At 41.8% G+C, this 17283-nt stretch carries 17 protein-coding genes; 8 read left to right on the forward strand and 9 right to left on the reverse strand.

Features of this window, described 5'->3' with window-relative positions; translation table 11 throughout:
• The first annotated feature begins 382 nt into the window (after positions 1-382).
• Entirely contained in the window at positions 383-1813 is a 1431-nt protein-coding gene (locus F8R90_RS06755; RefSeq protein ID WP_196510112.1) for a hypothetical protein, read from the forward strand.
• A 23-nt stretch (positions 1814-1836) separates the two neighbouring features.
• Here the strand turns inward: F8R90_RS06755 and F8R90_RS06760 are convergent, their stop codons facing one another.
• From F8R90_RS06760 to F8R90_RS06780, 5 genes are all read right to left on the reverse strand, one after another.
• Positions 1837-3234, reverse strand: coding sequence for a sensor histidine kinase (locus tag F8R90_RS06760; RefSeq protein ID WP_196510113.1), 1398 nt, complete (start codon positions 3232-3234; stop codon positions 1837-1839).
• Positions 3235-3472: 238 nt separating this feature from the next.
• Positions 3473-5137: an FAD-dependent oxidoreductase gene (locus F8R90_RS06765; protein WP_196510114.1), complete on the reverse strand. Its 1665-nt coding sequence runs from the start codon at positions 5135-5137 to the stop codon at positions 3473-3475.
• 64 nt (positions 5138-5201) lie between these two features.
• Positions 5202-5411: a hypothetical protein gene (locus tag F8R90_RS06770; RefSeq protein ID WP_196510115.1), complete on the reverse strand. Its 210-nt coding sequence runs from the start codon at positions 5409-5411 to the stop codon at positions 5202-5204.
• Positions 5412-5493: 82 nt separating this feature from the next.
• Positions 5494-6171: a hypothetical protein gene (locus F8R90_RS06775; RefSeq protein ID WP_196510116.1), complete on the reverse strand. Its 678-nt coding sequence runs from the start codon at positions 6169-6171 to the stop codon at positions 5494-5496.
• Between the two features lie 199 nt (positions 6172-6370).
• The gene (locus F8R90_RS06780) at positions 6371-7402 is read right to left on the reverse strand and encodes a VOC family protein (protein WP_196510117.1); all 1032 of its coding nucleotides are present in this window, start codon (positions 7400-7402) and stop codon (positions 6371-6373) included.
• Between the two features lie 91 nt (positions 7403-7493).
• Here F8R90_RS06780 and F8R90_RS06785 point away from each other — a divergent pair, with 91 nt between their 5' ends.
• From F8R90_RS06785 to F8R90_RS06800, 4 genes are all read left to right on the forward strand, one after another.
• Complete coding sequence (locus F8R90_RS06785; protein ID WP_196510118.1) at positions 7494-7637, forward strand: hypothetical protein; 144 nt, start codon at positions 7494-7496, stop codon at positions 7635-7637.
• Entirely contained in the window at positions 7634-8257 is a 624-nt protein-coding gene (locus F8R90_RS06790) for a DUF3859 domain-containing protein (RefSeq protein ID WP_196510119.1), read from the forward strand. Before F8R90_RS06785 ends, F8R90_RS06790 begins: the two co-directional genes overlap by 4 nt.
• 5 nt (positions 8258-8262) lie before the next feature.
• Positions 8263-10164: an asparagine synthetase B family protein gene (locus F8R90_RS06795; protein ID WP_230966158.1), complete on the forward strand. Its 1902-nt coding sequence runs from the start codon at positions 8263-8265 to the stop codon at positions 10162-10164.
• Between the two features lie 69 nt (positions 10165-10233).
• Entirely contained in the window at positions 10234-11475 is a 1242-nt protein-coding gene (locus F8R90_RS06800) for a diaminopimelate decarboxylase family protein (protein ID WP_196510120.1), read from the forward strand.
• A gap of 196 nt (positions 11476-11671) precedes the next feature.
• Here F8R90_RS06800 and F8R90_RS32720 read toward each other — a convergent pair whose 3' ends face one another.
• Complete coding sequence (locus F8R90_RS32720) at positions 11672-11932, reverse strand: hypothetical protein (protein WP_230966159.1); 261 nt, start codon at positions 11930-11932, stop codon at positions 11672-11674.
• A gap of 79 nt (positions 11933-12011) precedes the next feature.
• Here F8R90_RS32720 and F8R90_RS32725 point away from each other — a divergent pair, with 79 nt between their 5' ends.
• A complete protein-coding gene (locus F8R90_RS32725) occupies positions 12012-12773 on the forward strand; it encodes a hypothetical protein (protein ID WP_230966160.1) in 762 nt (253 codons plus the stop codon).
• Between the two features lie 46 nt (positions 12774-12819).
• Here F8R90_RS32725 and F8R90_RS06810 read toward each other — a convergent pair whose 3' ends face one another.
• The 3 genes from F8R90_RS06810 to F8R90_RS06820 form a co-directional block, all read right to left on the reverse strand.
• Positions 12820-13440 carry an rRNA large subunit pseudouridine synthase E gene (locus F8R90_RS06810; protein WP_196510122.1) on the reverse strand — a complete coding sequence of 207 codons (621 nt, stop codon included), beginning with the start codon at positions 13438-13440 and terminating at the stop codon, positions 12820-12822.
• A 64-nt stretch (positions 13441-13504) separates the two neighbouring features.
• Positions 13505-14470, reverse strand: a complete 966-nt coding sequence (locus F8R90_RS06815) for an acetamidase/formamidase family protein (RefSeq protein ID WP_196510123.1) — start codon at positions 14468-14470, stop codon at positions 13505-13507.
• A 375-nt stretch (positions 14471-14845) separates the two neighbouring features.
• Complete coding sequence (locus F8R90_RS06820) at positions 14846-15118, reverse strand: hypothetical protein (protein WP_196510124.1); 273 nt, start codon at positions 15116-15118, stop codon at positions 14846-14848.
• A gap of 153 nt (positions 15119-15271) precedes the next feature.
• On the opposite strand from F8R90_RS06820, the gene F8R90_RS06825 reads away from it, so the two are divergent.
• Both F8R90_RS06825 and F8R90_RS06830 read left to right on the forward strand, forming a co-directional pair.
• Entirely contained in the window at positions 15272-16504 is a 1233-nt protein-coding gene (locus tag F8R90_RS06825; RefSeq protein ID WP_196510125.1) for a DUF4336 domain-containing protein, read from the forward strand.
• 338 nt (positions 16505-16842) lie between these two features.
• Positions 16843-17106 carry a hypothetical protein gene (locus F8R90_RS06830; protein WP_196510126.1) on the forward strand — a complete coding sequence of 88 codons (264 nt, stop codon included), beginning with the start codon at positions 16843-16845 and terminating at the stop codon, positions 17104-17106.
• Positions 17107-17283: the final 177 nt, after the last annotated feature.

Here is a 17283-nt window from a genome sequence, read left to right on the forward strand (position 1 = left end):
ACTGACCAATTGTATATTCCATGCTAAAAAGTGAATGATCGATACAAGCAGTAACTAAGCAAAAACAAAGTGGTTGAGTATCTTGGCAAATTTCCTCAAACTATTTCACCAAGGCGGCGGGAAGTCCACTTGCTTTTTAGGGTGTCCGGGATAGCCGCCCTGCCGCCGTTAACTGTTGACTGATGACTGTTAACCGTCAACCGTCATCAGTATGCACGTGTTATCCCATCTCCTTTTAGGGGCGGGATGAGCTTAAAAATATTCACTAGTACACTGTGATGAAAGTTTCCCTACCTTTATCTTTTCAAGCTAGCTGGATTTGCGCTTTGCTGTACTAGCCCTATTCAACACTTATAAACTTTAGAAAATAATTGGAGGCAAAATGATTTCTAATCAAAATATAACTGATAATGATTGGAATTTAGATGGAAGTAGAACACTTATTCAGGCACTTATAAAAGATTTTTATAAAAACAATCTAAATAGTTTTGCAGATCCAATTAAACAAGAAGGATTGATAGCAGCCGGAAAAGAAATATCTCAAATAATTATCTTGTTTAATAGACTTCAAAAACTCATCAATAGAAATGCACCACAAAAGATTTGGTGGGACAAAATACCGAGAATAGTTATACCTGACAATCGGGATAAAATTCAAATAGAACTTACTGAACTCTCTAAAGCTTTAATATTTGCAATAGAAGCTCTGCGTGAATCATCATCGAATATCAATATTGCTCAAGCTATTAGATTTGATGTTGAACAAATTGTTTGCAAATATGAACATCCTCTCACAGGATTTATCATCAATCCATTTCTATCAGTCCACCGTTCACCATCAACGACAACTAAAGTAATTTTTGGGCTTATCAGTGCCGTTTTTATATATGGAGGAATTACTTCTTCTTCTATTGCCGGACTTTGGATTTTCTCAGAAATTGTTAATTATTACAACAACAATAATTATAATATCAGCAAAAAAATATTACAAAATGAAATAAAAGAGATTCAAAAATATACAGATAACCGGGTTGAGCAAATCCAAAATAAAGCTGAACAAGATAATCAATCAGAAAAGATAAATTCTACTTCCATAAATGATGGTAGTAAATTGAAACAAAGTAAAGAAGAAATTAAAGAACTAAGTATAATATCACAAAAAAATGCAGAATTTAAGAATACAGAGCTAACAACACTAAATAGTAATCTTGCTGAATTAAATGCACAATATAGCAAAAGACAATCTGTGAATGCGAAGTATAATGAATTTCTGCTCCAACTAAGTTTAGCTATTTCGGCAGGAACATTAGGTAGTATTATCAGTATTTTAATCAGAATTGAAGAATTTCAGAAGAAGAAATATTCTGACCCATTAACTCCATTCCTTGTTGGTGCCTTTAAACCAATGATCGGGGGAGCATTTGCTGTTTTGTTTTTAGCTTTGATTAACTCTGGAATAATACTAATGTTTATTAATCCAAGTGTCTTTAAGCTAAATCCAACTACCAATCCAGAATCATCTCAAGACCAACAAAGGTCTCTAATTTTTGTAATAGCATTCGTTGTTGGTTTTAGTGAAAGACTTGCAAAGGATTTTATAGGCAAAGCAGAAGAAATAGCAGGCGCTAACCGAGAGAACTCTGAATATAAACCAGTTACTAATGAATTATCAAGCGATGTAGATAGTTTAAATATATTGCAAAAAAAACTAGCTAATAGTGTAGTCGCTTCAAATACACTGCAAAATCAACTAGATAGTAGTGATTCTCTAAATAGTGCAGATGATTTAAGCTCTAGCAAAGGCGATCGCTAATCTCAACTATTGGTGGGATAGGTTTATTGATTTGGCAATGGCAAGCAGATACTGAAACAAGTTCTGCCCGGCTGTGACTCAAATAAGAGCGTACCATGATGACGATTTTCTATAATCCGGCGAACGGTTTCCAAACCGAGTCCTGAACCACGCCCCACTGATTTGGTGGTGAAAAAGGGTTCAAAAATGCGCGTTTGAATTTCAGGTGGAATTCCACTGCCAGAATCGATTATGTCAATATGGGCAAAGCGATCGCAATGCCAAGTTGTAATTTCCAGCAATCCCTTACCATTCATTGCATCAATGGCGTTGTCAATTAAGTTCGTCCACACCTGATTCAGTTCACTGCCGTAGGCAAGGATTTTAGGAAGATGTTGATCGTAATTGCGTTGTATTTGGATGTCGCACTTAAGTTTATGAACAAACAATCGTAATGTATCTTCTAAACCTTGATGTATATTTACTTCTTGCTGAATGCCTTGATCGAGGTAAGCATAAGACTTCATCGAGTGCACAAGTTCAGAAATCCTCTCGGCTCCTCGCAAACCATGTTTAATCATCGACATGACTTCAAATGAGAGCGATAGCCAGTGCAATCCCATTTCTCGTAATTCAGTATCATCGTTGCGCCAACGTTCCATCATCTGATCTAGGGTTTCAACCTCAACACCACCTTCCGCTAAAGGTTCCGCTAATTTCCAGGCTTGCTTTACACCATAGTCTTCTAACCATTCCAGCAACACGGTTTCGCGATCGCTTAGTGTCACCGGATCTAGGCGATTATTCAAAATCGCATCATAGCCTTGATCGCGCAGTCTCAACCAGTCTTGAGTATGGGCTTCCTCAACATTGCGTTGCCCATAAACTAAGTTCATTCGTTGTAGCTCCAGGATGGCGGCTGGCATTTCTCCTAACGTCCGAACGAGGGCTGAGGCTGGGTTGTTGAGTTCATGAGCTAAACCGGCGGCAAGTGTCCCTAAAGCTGCCATTTTTTCCCGCCCACGAATAAAGGACTCTAGCCCCCGAAGCCGACGTTCCATAATGCGGAAGACCATCCGCTCAAAATCACGACATTCATGCAGCAGTTTACGGAAGTCCTCTGCTTTAATTTCATAGAGGTTGCAATTTGTCAATGCCCGCATTGTCACAGGTACAGGTTCATCTGTGAGTACTGGAATTTCCCCAAAAAAGGATGGAGCTTCGTGTTGCCCGATGGGAATTTCAACTCCTTCACTGCGGCGAGTAAGCTTAATTTTACCTTTGACTAGGATAAATAAGCCGCGTCCAGGGTCTCCCTCATGCGCCAACACTTCTGCGGCGCAAAGTTCAACTGTTTGAGCGCGATCGCAAGCCCACTCCAATTGCTCTTTAGAAAGCCGTTGAAACGGGTCTAAGTTGATCAATTCTTCAATACATAACATTAATGAACCCCCTATACTAATTCGTAATTCGTAATTCGTAATTCGTAATTAAGAGAGTTAGATGTAACCTGGGCTTTGTAGCTGGCACCTGTAGTATTCTTTTGGAGAATTGATCTAAATACCAAATGTGAAAGAAAGTATTGTTTCAAGAATAGACTAAAAGATGAAAAACTTCTCTGAGTAAGCTTTGTGTAGTTTGTCATTAATTACGAATTACGAATTACGAATTACGAATTAGCTAAACATTGCTCAGGTAGCGATGAACAAATTGAATGGCGATCGAGCCTTCTCCCACACCGGATGCCACCCGCTTAATTGACCCGGATCGTGCATCTCCAGCTGCAAAGATGCCAGGAACACTGGCTTCTAGTAAGAAAGGAGAGCGTTCCAAACGCCAACCTTGAGGAGATTTGCCATTATGCATCAAGTCCGGCCCTGTGAGGATAAACCCCTGAGCATCGCGTTGAATAACACCATCGAGCCAATCCGTTTTAGGGCTAGCACCAATGAAGATAAAAAGCGATCGCGCTGGCACGGTTTCAGTTTGTCCAGTCTTGGCATGGGCAATCACAATTGCTTCTAAATGTTTCTCTCCCTTCACTTCCACAACGGTGCAACCTGTGCAAACTTGGATATTTGCAGTAGCCGCAATCTGGTCAATCAAGTATTGCGACATACTCGATGATAGTGACTCACCCCGCACCAACATGATCACTTTGCTGGCATACTTAGAAAAATGCATTGCTGCCTGTCCGGCAGAATTTGCCCCGCCTACTAGGTAAACCTCTTCATTGGTGCAGGCGATCGCTTCAGTCATGGCAGCACCGTAATAAATTCCTGCTCCCTTGAGCTTCTCGGCTCCTGGGATATTTAGCCAACGGTAGGAAACGCCGGTTGCAACTAAAAGTGCATGGCAACTAATCTCGCTGCCATCCGCCAATTGTAGAACCCGATAAGGATCTTGCAGTTTAACTCCGGTTACTACTTGAGGAGTGAGAATTTCTACCCCAAATCGCCGCGCCTGAGTGACTCCCCGCCTGGCCAAATCGCTGCCGCTCAAGCCAACAGGAAACCCTAGATAGTTCTCAATCCGTGAACTTGTACCTGCTTGCCCGCCCGGAGCTTCACGCTCAATTAAGACCGTACTCAATCCTTCAGAAGCGCCATAGACGGCTGCTGCCAGTCCAGCAGGACCACCACCCACGATCGCTAAATCATAGAAGGGTCGCTCTGCCTGGGTTTGCAGTCCAATTTTGGCGGCAATCTCTAAATTAGATGGTTGGATTAATCGGGAACCATCGGGAAACAACACCAAGGGCAATTGCTGTCTGCCGTCAGCTTCTGCGTATTCGACTAATTTTGCCGCCTCCGGTTCCAGTTCAATATCTAACCACTTAAATGGAATTTGGTTACGTGCTAGGAAATCTTTCACCTGATGTGAAAAAGGCGACCAGCGATTACCAATGACTCGAATCCCTTCAAAGGGTGGGCGGAATCCAGCTAGCCAATCATCTAGCAAATCATCCAAAATCGGATATAGTCGCTCCTCTGGTGGATTCCAGGGCTTGAGTAAGTAATAATCAAGTCTGGCACTATTAATTGACTTAATGGCTGCATCCGTATCTGCATACGCCGTCAGCAAAGCACGTTTCGCATCAGGAAAGATTACTTTTGCCTGTTCAAGGAACTCCACACCTCCCATTTGAGGCATTCTTTGATCCACCAAAAATAGAGCAACTGCTTCATTGCGCAATTTGAGTTGCTGCACCGCGTCTAGAGCAGTAATACCAGAATCTGCCCGGACAATGCGGAAGCGATCGCCATACTGATGCCGCAAGTCTCGTGACACTGCTTGCAACACTTCTGGATCATCATCGACGGTTAAAATTGCAGGTTTCGCCATAAGTAGTGTTACTTAATAATTGCAGTGCCTAGCTGTTATCTTCAAAAATCTGTCGTCAGAATATCTACTGTTTAACCAGTTGCTTTAAACGAAAGTATGCCTCTTCTGGTGTCAACGGTTCGGATTGATTTTCATTAGGGATATAAAATACCCAGGTATCGGGAAAGTAATGCACTACAAAGCTTGGAATTAAACCCAAGGTTACTGCTTGCTTTCCGAGTTTTTCAGTTTGTTCTTCTAAACTCAGTTGGTCATGAAATGGATGTTCAGCCATACTTTTATCATCTCCCTGCACTTTATTGACCCTGGAAGAACGTTTAACATCAGCATTGCACGAATCAGCTTTAGGTGATTCACTATGTTCCAGAATGAGCTTGAGAATATTTTGTCTTTTTTTCGTAACTGCGCCGACGATTCAATCCAGAAAAACCAATCACTCCCATACAAAGGAGCGCTGTGATCTGACTTGGCTCTGGAACTGTTTGAAATGTTTGAAATGAACCTGAGATTAAAGGCAAACCTCTTACAGGAGCAGTTATATCTGGGTTATCGAGTGTAAGGTTCTCCAAAAGAAGGAGCGTCCCAGTAGCACCGCTAAATCTGCCCGCGCCACTAGTAATAGATATAGTATTAGTCACCCTTCCCACAGAATTTGGGAAATCAAGTATGGCACTACCACTGACAGTTCCAAATAGTCTATCTTCTCCTTGACCAGAGATTGTCAGATTGCCAAACGGTAAGTTCTCTAGACCAAACTCCGCTGGGTCTGGCTCAATGGCAATCACACCTGTATTCGGGTTTAATTTACCATAGCTTATATTTGTAAGTCTAGTTAGACCGTATGGTGCATCAACGTTTTCTCCAAGACTTTTTATTCTTAAAACGTTTTCTGTAATGGGTGTAAGGGTCGTTTGTGAATTGTAAGTGCTTTCAAATGGATATTGTGTCTGTGCAATAGCACTTGGGAAATTTGACCCGAAACTTATTACAGTCAACGCTACCGGAACAACCCATGTAGTGGATGAGCGGAGCATAATTTACCTGATTTTTAGTAGAGAATGTCCAGCCTTTTCCATTAAAATACAACAAAATCAAAGTTTTTTAAGCTATACAAAGTATGATCGCGCTTTTTCGCATTGTCCCCGACAACTGGCAACAGGGGGAGGAGCGCGTAAAAACTTTTAATAACTTCTCTTGAAGAAATTAGCGATGTCTACGACGCTCTTACACTAGTTAATTACCTTCTAGTAAATTCCAGAAGTAGCCATCTGGCGCAACAAAAGAGAAACTCATCTCGCCAAACTCATTACTAATGATGTCTGTAACTTTTTGTACAGTACTTGCTTTGATGCGATCGCAATACTCCTGTATTCCCTTAACCCGATAGGTATATAAAGACATACCCAAGCTACCTGGTTGGGCTGCCTCAAAGCGCGATTCTAAATTAATAGATTCTGGGAATCGAATGATGTAAAGTCTACCGCTGCGTGCAGCCATGAAGTCAGACTTAGAAGAACGAGGATCATCAAAGGTAGTAACAATAAATTTTTCACCAGGGTTAAGGTCAAAAATATCTCGGCCTGCTGGCGAAGACTCATAGCTAGTTTCGACATCATCACGCACACGCAGCAAACCCAAAACTTCTTCGTAAAACTTCAGGGTTTCTTTGCTGTCATCTTGAACGATGATCCCCATGTGGGTAAACTGACTAGTCTTGAGCGCAGCATTATTGTTAACTTGTCCGTAATGCGGTAATGCATAGCCAAACCGTTGAAATAAAACTTGTCGAGTCAAGGGTTGCAGTAGCAGCATTTCTCGCACACCGACTGCTGGCTCAATAAAAGGACGGCTTTTCCTCTCTTTGTTGTAGATGACTTCCCAATAAGGGTTAGTGTGCCTAATAGGGAAACCTGCGGCTTTTGCATCTTCTATATGATTTAAGATACTTAACACATCTGCCGTTAAGCTTGTCGCCCAGCGATTTCCTTTAATTTTCATCGATGCTATTCCCAAACCTTGATGGGTGGGGTTTTGCCAAACCATCAGCCGAATCAAACCATGATCTGAATTTTGGTGGTAGAGGCGGATTGAGCGTAAGGACGAATTCACCCCATATAATTGATAGGCTACATCTGCGGTTAATTCACCCACTTCACCAATGCGATAGCCAAATTGTTCCCAATACTGAATTGCAGAGATTGGCTCTGGGATGCCGATACAGACTTCATAGATACCTTCAATAGCGGTTTGTTGTTCTTGAGTCATAATCAGTGCTGAATTAGGAATTAGGAGAGACGCTATGAATCGATTAAGAGAGACGCGATGAATCGCGTCTGTACAAGAGTGAGGAGTAGAGATGCGATTCATTGCGTCTGGGTTTATAGAGGTATCTCAGAAAGAATCCGAAAAGCAACAACTCTATTTTGTAGCTTATGATGTACCTAAAAAAATGAGATTTAGCGATCGCTATAAAGTTTTTTTAACAGGAGTTAAGCTATGACGCAGCGACTGACTCAAGAGCAATTATCCCAAATAGTCACGGAAGTAGAAGGTCTGCAAGTGCGTCGGGAAGCGGAATTAGACCAACAGCAGGTTAGAGAAATTTTACAGGAGTTGAATTTACCGCCAGAGTTACTAGATGAAGCGCTGATTCAGTTAAATCGCCGCCAAGCACTGGAAATACAGCAACGCCGGAATCGATGGATTACCTCTGGAGTTGTGGCAGTTGTAGTGGTTGCCATTGCATCTACAATATTTTTCATCCAGCAGCAGAATTCTGCACTCTCTCGTGTTTCTGCTCAACAAGACGGCATCACTTTGGTACAAAATAGTGGCGGTGACTTGAAGACAGTTTCCCGCCAAACCAATCCAGAGGTTTCTTACCGTGTCACCTTAAAGGATGCACCCTTGGGTAAAAAGCTAGCTCTCTCCTGTAATTGGATTGACCCAAGTGGTCAAATTGTCAAGCAAAATAACTATCAAACCCGCGAAATTAATACGTCTGTCTGGGATACCCAGTGTCGCTACACTATTAACCCGGCTGCAACTGTTGGCAATTGGAAGGTGCAGATGTTCCTAGAAGGTCGGCAGATTAGCGATGAAACCTTTGAAGTTCAATAGTCCAGATGGACAACATCCCGCATCACTTTCTTGGCTATTGGGGTTACGGCGCTCAACAGGAGTTGGAAGCGCTGTTAAGTAGTGTTCTGGAAAATCTCTCTCCAAACCTCTCCCCTAAAAGGGAAAATTCAAAGCCTTTTCCTCATTATCCTCTTCCCATCTGGAATGTTGTTTATATAGAAATCGATGGAAATTCCAGAAGGCAACAAAATCAGGACTTACACGCTGAACACCTGAAATCTAGATCCCCCCAAGCCCCCCTTATAAAGGGGGGAACCTTGAAAGCCCCCTTTTTAAGGGGGTTGGGGGATCTCTTCTGTGTAAGTTCTAAAAATCAGATTGCTGCTATCTCCGCATCAGGATTATTTAGCTCACCCGATGCTTGGGTAAGTCTCCAAGAAAACAACTGCCTAATTTTGGGAAGAGAACCTTTCGGAAAAGTGCCTTTGTATTGGACTCAGCAAGGACAAATAATTTGGTTTGCATCCCAACTGCAATTACTCTTACCGATTTTGCAGCATTCAGAAGTTAGCATTCCTGGGTTATATGGCTATAGCTGTTTTTCTTACGTTCCAACACCCTTAACTCCCATCAATGGAGTGTTTGCAGTGACGGCGGGAACTGAATTAGTTTGGCAAAGTGATTGTCAATCAGGTATTCTGCGATCGCCTGAATCTAAAAATATCCATTCGTGGCGGGAAGCCCCAGAACAGTTAACAGATGAAGCTACAGCAATTACCGAATTGCAAACTCTCCTTAAAGACTCAATTGAGCGACAGATTGCCGATTTAAAAGATGAGCCTGTTGGGGTGTTTCTCTCTGGCGGACTCGATTCTTCAGTGGTGGCGGCGCTGCTGGTACAAGCAGGGGTGAAAGTCCGCGCTTACACTTTAGATTTTGGTGATGCAGGGATTCCAGAGTATCCATATGCTGAACAAGTCGCCCAGTTTCTCAAAATTCCGCTTAGTAAAGTTGCTGTAACCCCAAGTTCGATCAAGAATGCCCTGATTCCTACTGTACAAGCATTGGATTTGCCCTTTGGAGATGGCGTGTGTGTTCCGTTGTATCTCCTATCTCAGAGAGCGAGTCAGGAAACTCAGGTAATTTTTAACGGCGAAGGTGGAGATCAATTGTTTGCTGGTTGGACTAACAAACCTTTAATTGCCGCAGGTGTTTATCAGGCAGAAAATCCCGCCGGACAGGAAACTTTTATCCAGCAATATCTCCGCACTTTTCACCGTCTTGGGGGATACGAATCTCAAGTTTATCAGCCGGAGGTATATGCACAGATACAAAATTTGCATCCTGAAAATTGGCTGTTGGCGGCTCTTGATCGCAATGAATGTCCATCTTTGCTGCATCGCCTCCGCCGTGCCAGTTTGATGCTCAAAGGAACACAGAATATCCATCCCCGTGCGACTGCATTGGGGTTTGCTCATGGATTATGGGTGCGATCGCCTTTTTGTGATTTGCCTTTAGCTGAGTGGACATTCCGCCTATCTGGAGAACTCTGTTTGCAGGGAGCCTGTGAAAAATATATCCTCAAACGGGCTGTAGAAAATTGGCTCCCACCGGAAATTGTCTGGCGACAAAAGCGGGGTATGGGGGTTCCCTTAACTTCTTGGTGTTTAAATGATTTTTGGCATCAATTGGGCATCTGGCTAAATCCAGAAATACTTCGCGCCAACAATCACTTTTATCCTCACATTGCGGCACAAATCGTTGAAGGCAAACTAGGAGCAGCTATTCAAGGCCGTCGGATTGGTGAAACACTCTGGTTACTTATTATGTGGCAACTTTGGCGATCGCATGTTTTAAATGAAGAAATAAGTAAACAGTCCTGGGATCATCCGTTTTGGTTACATCCTTGGCTATGGAGAAAATACAAGATAATTCGTAATTCGTAATGACGCTCGCGGACTCGCTACCGCTACGCTAACGTAATTCGTAATTTGCTGTATCAGGATGCTTGGTAAATGGTATTAAATAAGTTTACTCAAAATCGCCTTACTCCCCCATTCTCCGGGAAACTTGCCCAGGAGTTACTGAGCACTTACGGTTCTCCGCTTTATGTTTATAATGGCGATCGCTTGAGCGAAACTATTGAGCGGATTACTAAAGCAGTCAGTTATCCGCGCACGCAATTTCGTTTTGCCAGCGTTACCAATGGCAACATTGCGCTGTTAAAAATTTTTCGTTCATTTGGGTGGGGACTTCATGCTAATACCCCAGGAGATATTTACCTGGGATTGCAAGCTGGTTTCGATCCTAGTGAAATTGTTTATAGTGGGAGCAATTTGAATCGGGCTGAGATGCTACAAGTCCTGAATTGGGGAGTTACAACTCTCAATTTTGATAGCCTTGCTCAGTTGCAGTTGTGTTGCGAAGTTTTGCCCAAAGGCAGAGAGAAATGTATTCGGCTGGGTTTACGCCTCAATTTGCCGGAAATTACGGGAGACAGCCGAATTGGTGTGCGTCCAGAGGAATTTTGTGATGCGATCGCTTTAACTGCTGAGTTTGGATTAAAGCTGAGTGGTTTACACTTCTATCGAGGGACGGGAACTAATGCCACAGCAGCTTTTACCCAGGTGATTGATACAGTCATCGCCACAGCACAAAAGTTACCTGATTGGGAATATTTAGATTTTGGTGGTGGCTTTGGCTATCCTTATCACCACAACAAAACAGCCTTTGACTGGGAAATATTTGGGGCTGAGTTAACCGAGAGAATTACTCGTTTAGGACGGAAAATTGATTTGGTGATTGAACCGGGACGAAGTGCGATCGCAGAATGTGCAACTTTGCTTGCTCAAGTTGTTTCTGTGAAATGGCAAGGAGAAAAACAGATTGTTGGAGTTGATACTACCGTTGCGAATCTTTCAGTACCCTCAGTACACGGCGGCTACCGAGAAATCGTCACCTGGAAGCAAGCAGACAATCCCCACTCCCTATTCACAACTGATATTTGTGGTAACACCACCTATTCACGAGATTATCTAGGGAAAGATTGCCAACTCCCAGCACTAAAAATTGGTGATATCGTTGCCATTCTAGATGTCGGTGCTTACGGTTATGCTATGTCGTCTCACTTTTTACACCGCCCCAAACCTGCGGAAGTTTTGCTAGAAAATGGCACACACCGTCTGATTCGCAAACGAGAAGACTACAGTGTTTTGCTCACAAATCAATTAATAACTAACATCCAACAACCATTATGAAGTGTATTAACTGCGGAACTGACAATAAACTAAAAGACCGGACAGCTAATCAAGGTCGGTGTATAAAATGCAATCATCCGTTTGCCTTTGAACCGACTAGTATGAGTAATGTTAAGATTAATGATCCTTTTTTTGCAAAGGCGATCGCTGACATTTCTGCAAATAACACTCTATTTTTCACTCCCAAACAACTTTTTTATTTATTAGATAATCGAATAAAAATAAAATCTACTGCAATAGTTGGTTTGTTGTTTTTATATTTATTTTTTAATATTTGGGTGCCAGGGTTCATAGGTGGCTTTGCCTCGTTATTGTTTGGTACTAATTCTTTGCTGATAGCATCTATTATATTTAATACATGCTTCATATTATTTTTATATAAAAAATCTACATCAAACAAAACAAATATTAAGTCTCGCCAAGAATATGCTAGATGCTTACAAATAATAGGATGCATAATTCTTGCTGTAGGAATTTACGCTAGCTTAATTATATATAACTCGTTTAGTCTGTTTGTCATCGCCGTTATTCTAGGGATGTTGTCGATATACTTTGGAACTCGACAGCTACGACAAACTAAATTTACACAGGAGTTTTTAATTTCTCAAAATGATTTCCAAGGTTGGCTAAACCGTTGGCAGCAAATAAATGGTTCAATTCTCAAAATCCTGCCTCCTTCAAAGCAGGAAAATACAACAGCCACGGTTAATCCTGATGTGACTGCTTACAGCTTTGATAGATTAGTCGTTTGTGATAGTGCTAGCATTGTTCAAGTATTAATTGCTAATAATTTTCACTTTGAAAATAATTGTGCAATTCTCAGCATTACCGGATATCCCCAAAGCATTTTTGACACCACAATGCAAATGCTGCGCCGCAATCCAGATTTAAAAGTCTATGCAGTGCATGATTGCAATCCACGAGGAATTGGTTTAGTTCATCATTTGAGAAATAATGCTAATTGGTTTCTCGATAGCGAGATTGTAATTATTGATATTGGACTAACACCACGTCAAATTATCGCTACTAAACGCGGAATGTTCATTCAATCTTCTCCAGAGTCAGCACAAGCAGCTAAACAATTGACTGAAGAAGTTCGTCGAAGTTTATCTGCTGAAGAATTAGCATGGTTAGAATCTGGAAAGTTTGTGGAATTGGAATCTTTCACTCCCCAAAGAATAATTAAAGTTCTACAAAAGGGTATTGCTGGCAGTCAAAGTTTAGAAAGTGATGACAGCAGCTTGCTTTTAGTAGGCGATACGGGTAATGATATGTATATTGTTCAAAGTTTTGGTTGATATAGCGATCGCATCCCAGATGTGCACAATAGAAGTCGAATTCCTGTTATAAAGCATTCGCCTTTGAAGGAAATCCTTTGGATTTACCGGAATTATGTAGAAATTGAAGTTCAGATGTGGTGAGGTCGCGCCATTGTCCCACTTGTAAGTCATCTAATTTTAGGTGGGCTATGCTGACTCTGACCAACCGCAAAGTCGGAAATCCTACAGCCGCAGTCATGCGCCGTACTTGGCGGTTTTTTCCTTCTGTCAAGGTCATTTCCAGCCAAGCTGTCGGTACATTTTTGCGAAATCTAATCGGCGGAGTGCGTTCAGGTAGCTGTGGCTCTGTTGGTAACAGCTTAACTTCTGCTGGTTGAGTGCGGTAATCTTGAATTTCCACACCTGTTTGCAATCTTTTTATCGCATCTACATCTGGAATTCGCTCTACCTGTACCCAGTAAGTGCGTTGATGACCAAAACGCGGATGGGCGAGACGATGTTGCAATTGTCCATCGTTCGTTAACAGCAACAACCCTTCACTATCCCAGTCTAAGCGTCCCACAGGATACACATCAGGGACATCAATATAATCTTTCAGGGTGCTATGGGTGGGAGCATCTTTTGTAAACTGGCTGAGAACGCCATAGGGTTTGTAAAAAATAATATATCGGTAATGATTTGTCATTGGGCAAAATTATGCAAGAACTTAGGCATCATAACAGTGTAAAAAATGAGCTATATAATGTAACTTACAAATTGACAGTCTTGGAAAAAATTGATTTAGGTAGCATTCCATGTACACCTTTGTGGGGACTGTTCACAACTTGAGTAATGTGAAAATTCACAGCTAAACTACATAATACATAAGCATCTTCTGGCGGCAAATTGGTGAAGCGTTCCAGAAAATCAATCATATTTTTCAAAGCCAGTTCCAAGGCTTCATCTAAGGTTTGAGCAAATCCCATTGTGATGATATGGGTTGGAGTTTCGGCAATTGGTGTTGTGAGTTGTAAATCCTTGCGAAGCTTGAGGGTAATTCTACCGTTCATGGAAGTTTCAATAGCGGTGACATTTACTTCGCCATCTCCCTGTGCAGAATGCCCATCACCAATAGAAAATAATGCACCTGGTACAAAAATCGGCAAAAATAAACGAGAACCAGCTTGTAGTTCGCGGTTGTCGATATTACCACCGTAAGAACCCGGTGGGATAGAAGTTCGAGAGGTTTCTGGAGTAGCTACACCAAGAATTCCAAAAAACGGTTTGAGGGGAATTTTTATGCCAGCACCCGTTGGAAATTCAGCGATATTGTTTGCTAAATCTAGAGGAATGAATCTCAAAGCAGGTTCAGGAAACTGATGTGGTAAAGCTCCCCAACCTGTACGAATGGCATTAAAGCCGACAGGTAAACTAGGTGCGATCGCATCTAATTGTACTTCTAAAACATCCCCTGGTTCGGCATCGCGCACATAAATTGGCCCTGTAAGTAAATGTGGCCCCCCAGCAATTTTGCGTTCTGGTAGAAGATTTTGGCAGATGTCGAGAAATTCTGGTGTGAGAAACTCAGGTGGTGCTTTGTCGTAAACGTAGTAACCACTATAAGTTTCCACATCAACTGTATCTCCAGAGTCAATAATGAGTGCTGGTTCTAGCAAATGGGAGAATCCACCTAGATGAACGGTTTCTTTTGAGGCTTTTAAAATGTAATGAGTCACGTCGCTTCGCTCCGAATTCAAAATTCAAAATTCAAAATTAATAATCCCGATAAATAAATTTACTTGCTCTGTATCATGAGTCTGTTTAGGTCATATCATCTCTGCCTAATCACTTATCAAAAAAACTATAAACACTCTTGATTGTCGTTAACTGTTAACTGTTGACGGTTAATAGTCATCAGTCATTAGGTAAATGTACAAATTAAATGCGTAACGGCTTAATTATACTGCTACCTGTGTAAAGCCTCTTCTAATATCTGATTGTTTTGCTTTAATCACCAATAGGGAGTTAGATTTATGTAAGTAATAATCCAAACTAACTTTTAATTTTTCAGCTACATGAAGTGGATACTCACTATATAGTTGAGCTTTTGTTTAATCGCAGATTTCAGCAAGGATAGGGGCAATCATAAATTCTCTAATTGATATTTCAGCCGTCGGGTTGAAAAGCCTTATATTTATTGCGCTGTAAATAATTTTGTAAAATTCTAAATAGCTAATGTCAGCAAAGTATCTTGGTAATTCTAGCTCTGTGCGATCGTAGCTGCGCTCAAACTCAGCTACTACATATATTGTTGGGTTAGGTAACAAAAAGTATTGACTAAAAGTATAACTTTGCTCAGGTTTTAAAATTTTATATTTACTCATGATTTTTATTGTGAATGAACTATACAGAAGATATTACGAATTACGAATTACGAATTACGAATTAGTATTATTATCTCAATAATTTGCTAAACTCCAACTTTGGGGATAGCAAATCAAAACAATTTGAGCAGGGAATTTGGAGGGGGTTGCAGAGTGGCTGATGATGAACGCATAGTCAATACACAACAGATACATCCAAAAGACTTTTCATGGAGATTATGGCCTGTTCTGCCACTCTACCCATATGGCAGGCGACAGACAATCCGCAAAGAAGTGGTCAAGGACACAATTTGGAATTTTGACCAGATTCAGGGGATTTTCTACGTTGTTGTACCGATTCGTATGACTGTGGTTAAGCTCGAAGTTGGAGGCCTTCTCGTCTACGCGCCTGTAGCACCAACCCCAGAGTGTATCAGGCTTGTAAATGAGTTGGTGGCAGAACACGGTAGTGTTAAGTACATCATCCTGCCAACTATCTCCGGTATAGAACACAAAGTCTTCGTCGGCCCCTTTGCCAGATACTTTCCGACTGCACAGGTGTTTGTAGCTCCCCATCAGTGGAGTTTCCCGCTAAATCTCCCCCTTAGCTGGCTTGGCTTACCCCCGAAACGAACTCAAGTACTCCCAGAAGATAGTAGCAAAACACCCTTTGCTGACGAGTTTGATTATGCAATGCTGGGGCCCATCGAGCTTGGCCCTGGTCGGTTTGCGGAAGTTGCTTTTTTCCACAAGCGATCGCATACTCTTTTAGTCACAGATTCTGTACTTTCTATCCCAGAAGATCCACCTGCGATCGTTCTATTAGATCCATATCCTTTACTATTTCATGCCAAGGATCGTGCTTCTGACATTGTTGCAGACATTCATGTAAATCGGCGTAAGGGTTGGCAGCGTATCTCGTTGTTTGCTTTATACTTTCAACCAAATGCCCTAAATATCCCCCAATGGAGTCAAGTATTGCAAGATGCCTTGAAAGCACCAGAACGCTCAAGGAAAGCTTATTTTGGATTGTATCCCTTTAAATGGCATCCAGATTGGCAGCGATCGTTTGATGCCCTGCAAGGGAATGGACGTTTGTTTGTCGCACCAATTTTACAGACGTTGATTCTGAACCGCGCACCAAAAGAAACCATCGACTGGGCTGAGAAAGTTGCAAGTTGGGACTTCGAGTGGATTATTCCCTGCCACTTTGATTCACCAATTAAAGCCGAGCCGTATCAGTTTCGCCAAGCTTTCTCTTTTTTGGAAAAGCAACCTGCTGTAAGTGGGGGTTTGTTCAACAGTAGTAGCTATCCTTTGCCAGAGGAGGATTTTAAAGCACTTAGGGAAATCGATGCAGGTTTAAATAAGTTTGGCATTGTGCCATCAGCAAAGGAGAAGGTGTAGGAGAAACAAGGGACTTCCAAATAAAAAAATATGCCATCGCTTTTAGGGCAGGGGAGCAGGGAGCAGGGAGCAGGGAGCAGGGGGAGGAAAAATCGTTTTGATTCCAAAAATTGGATAGTTTATTTTTTGGAGTTCCCCAATATAGCGCAATACAGTTCAGATAAGACCAAAACACTTGTAGAGACGGCGATTTATCGCGTCTCGAAAACCCAAGCGTATTGCAATATAGCGTTCTCTTTTGGATGCAGGGTACCCTACGAGTTGTTCACAAATGATTAAGTCTAGCTCTATCCACCTTAGAATATAGACAAACTAGCCCAGGTAAACAGTAGAAGCCTATGCCACAGGCAATCCTTAACCAAATTCTTAATCAGCTTAATATTTTAGAGCCAGAGGAGCTACAGCAACTGAATCAGGCTATCCAGAGATATCTTGTTGAACAAGAACAAGTTACTCAACAAGCGACATTTCATGAAGCACTGTTAACTTCTGGGTTAGTAAAACAACTCAAGCAACCAGCTTACAATCAGCAAACTGAACAGCAACTTATTCAGGTACAGGGTAAGCCTGTTTCTGAAACAATTATTGAGGAACGCTGCTAGATGGCAGCTTATTATTTAGATAGCAGTGCGCTGGTCAAACGCTACGTCAGTGAGATAGGTTCAGCATGGGTTTTAAGTTTATTTGATATCATGTCCGCCTAATTAGTTATAATTCCCGCATCTGTGCAAAAATCGCAAAAGCCTCTTTCCCCCTGCTCCCTGCCCCCTGCCCCCTGC

Source organism: Nostoc sp. NZL (genome assembly GCF_015714705.1).
Lineage (GTDB): Bacteria > Cyanobacteriota > Cyanobacteriia > Cyanobacteriales > Nostocaceae > Nostoc > Nostoc foliaceum_A.

What these genes read in the sequence shown, in the direction of transcription:
- F8R90_RS06820 (WP_196510124.1), bottom strand. Translation starts at nt 15,118, where the DNA reads ATGAGTAAATATAAAATTTTAAAACCTGAGCAAAGTTATACTTTTAGT.
- F8R90_RS06770 (WP_196510115.1), bottom strand. Translation starts at nt 5,411, where the DNA reads ATGGCTGAACATCCATTTCATGACCAACTGAGTTTAGAAGAACAAACT.
- F8R90_RS06790 (WP_196510119.1), top strand. Translation starts at nt 7,634, where the DNA reads ATGACGCAGCGACTGACTCAAGAGCAATTATCCCAAATAGTCACGGAA.
- F8R90_RS06755 (WP_196510112.1), top strand. Translation starts at nt 383, where the DNA reads ATGATTTCTAATCAAAATATAACTGATAATGATTGGAATTTAGATGGA.
- F8R90_RS06800 (WP_196510120.1), top strand. Translation starts at nt 10,234, where the DNA reads ATGGTATTAAATAAGTTTACTCAAAATCGCCTTACTCCCCCATTCTCC.
- F8R90_RS32725 (WP_230966160.1), top strand. Translation starts at nt 12,012, where the DNA reads ATGTTGTCGATATACTTTGGAACTCGACAGCTACGACAAACTAAATTT.
- F8R90_RS06780 (WP_196510117.1), bottom strand. Translation starts at nt 7,402, where the DNA reads ATGACTCAAGAACAACAAACCGCTATTGAAGGTATCTATGAAGTCTGT.
- F8R90_RS06765 (WP_196510114.1), bottom strand. Translation starts at nt 5,137, where the DNA reads ATGGCGAAACCTGCAATTTTAACCGTCGATGATGATCCAGAAGTGTTG.
- F8R90_RS06785 (WP_196510118.1), top strand. Translation starts at nt 7,494, where the DNA reads ATGCGATTCATTGCGTCTGGGTTTATAGAGGTATCTCAGAAAGAATCC.
- F8R90_RS06760 (WP_196510113.1), bottom strand. Translation starts at nt 3,234, where the DNA reads ATGTTATGTATTGAAGAATTGATCAACTTAGACCCGTTTCAACGGCTT.
- F8R90_RS06830 (WP_196510126.1), top strand. Translation starts at nt 16,843, where the DNA reads ATGCCACAGGCAATCCTTAACCAAATTCTTAATCAGCTTAATATTTTA.
- F8R90_RS06810 (WP_196510122.1), bottom strand. Translation starts at nt 13,440, where the DNA reads ATGACAAATCATTACCGATATATTATTTTTTACAAACCCTATGGCGTT.
- F8R90_RS06795 (WP_230966158.1), top strand. Translation starts at nt 8,263, where the DNA reads ATGGACAACATCCCGCATCACTTTCTTGGCTATTGGGGTTACGGCGCT.
- F8R90_RS06775 (WP_196510116.1), bottom strand. Translation starts at nt 6,171, where the DNA reads ATGCTCCGCTCATCCACTACATGGGTTGTTCCGGTAGCGTTGACTGTA.
- F8R90_RS32720 (WP_230966159.1), bottom strand. Translation starts at nt 11,932, where the DNA reads ATGCATCCTATTATTTGTAAGCATCTAGCATATTCTTGGCGAGACTTA.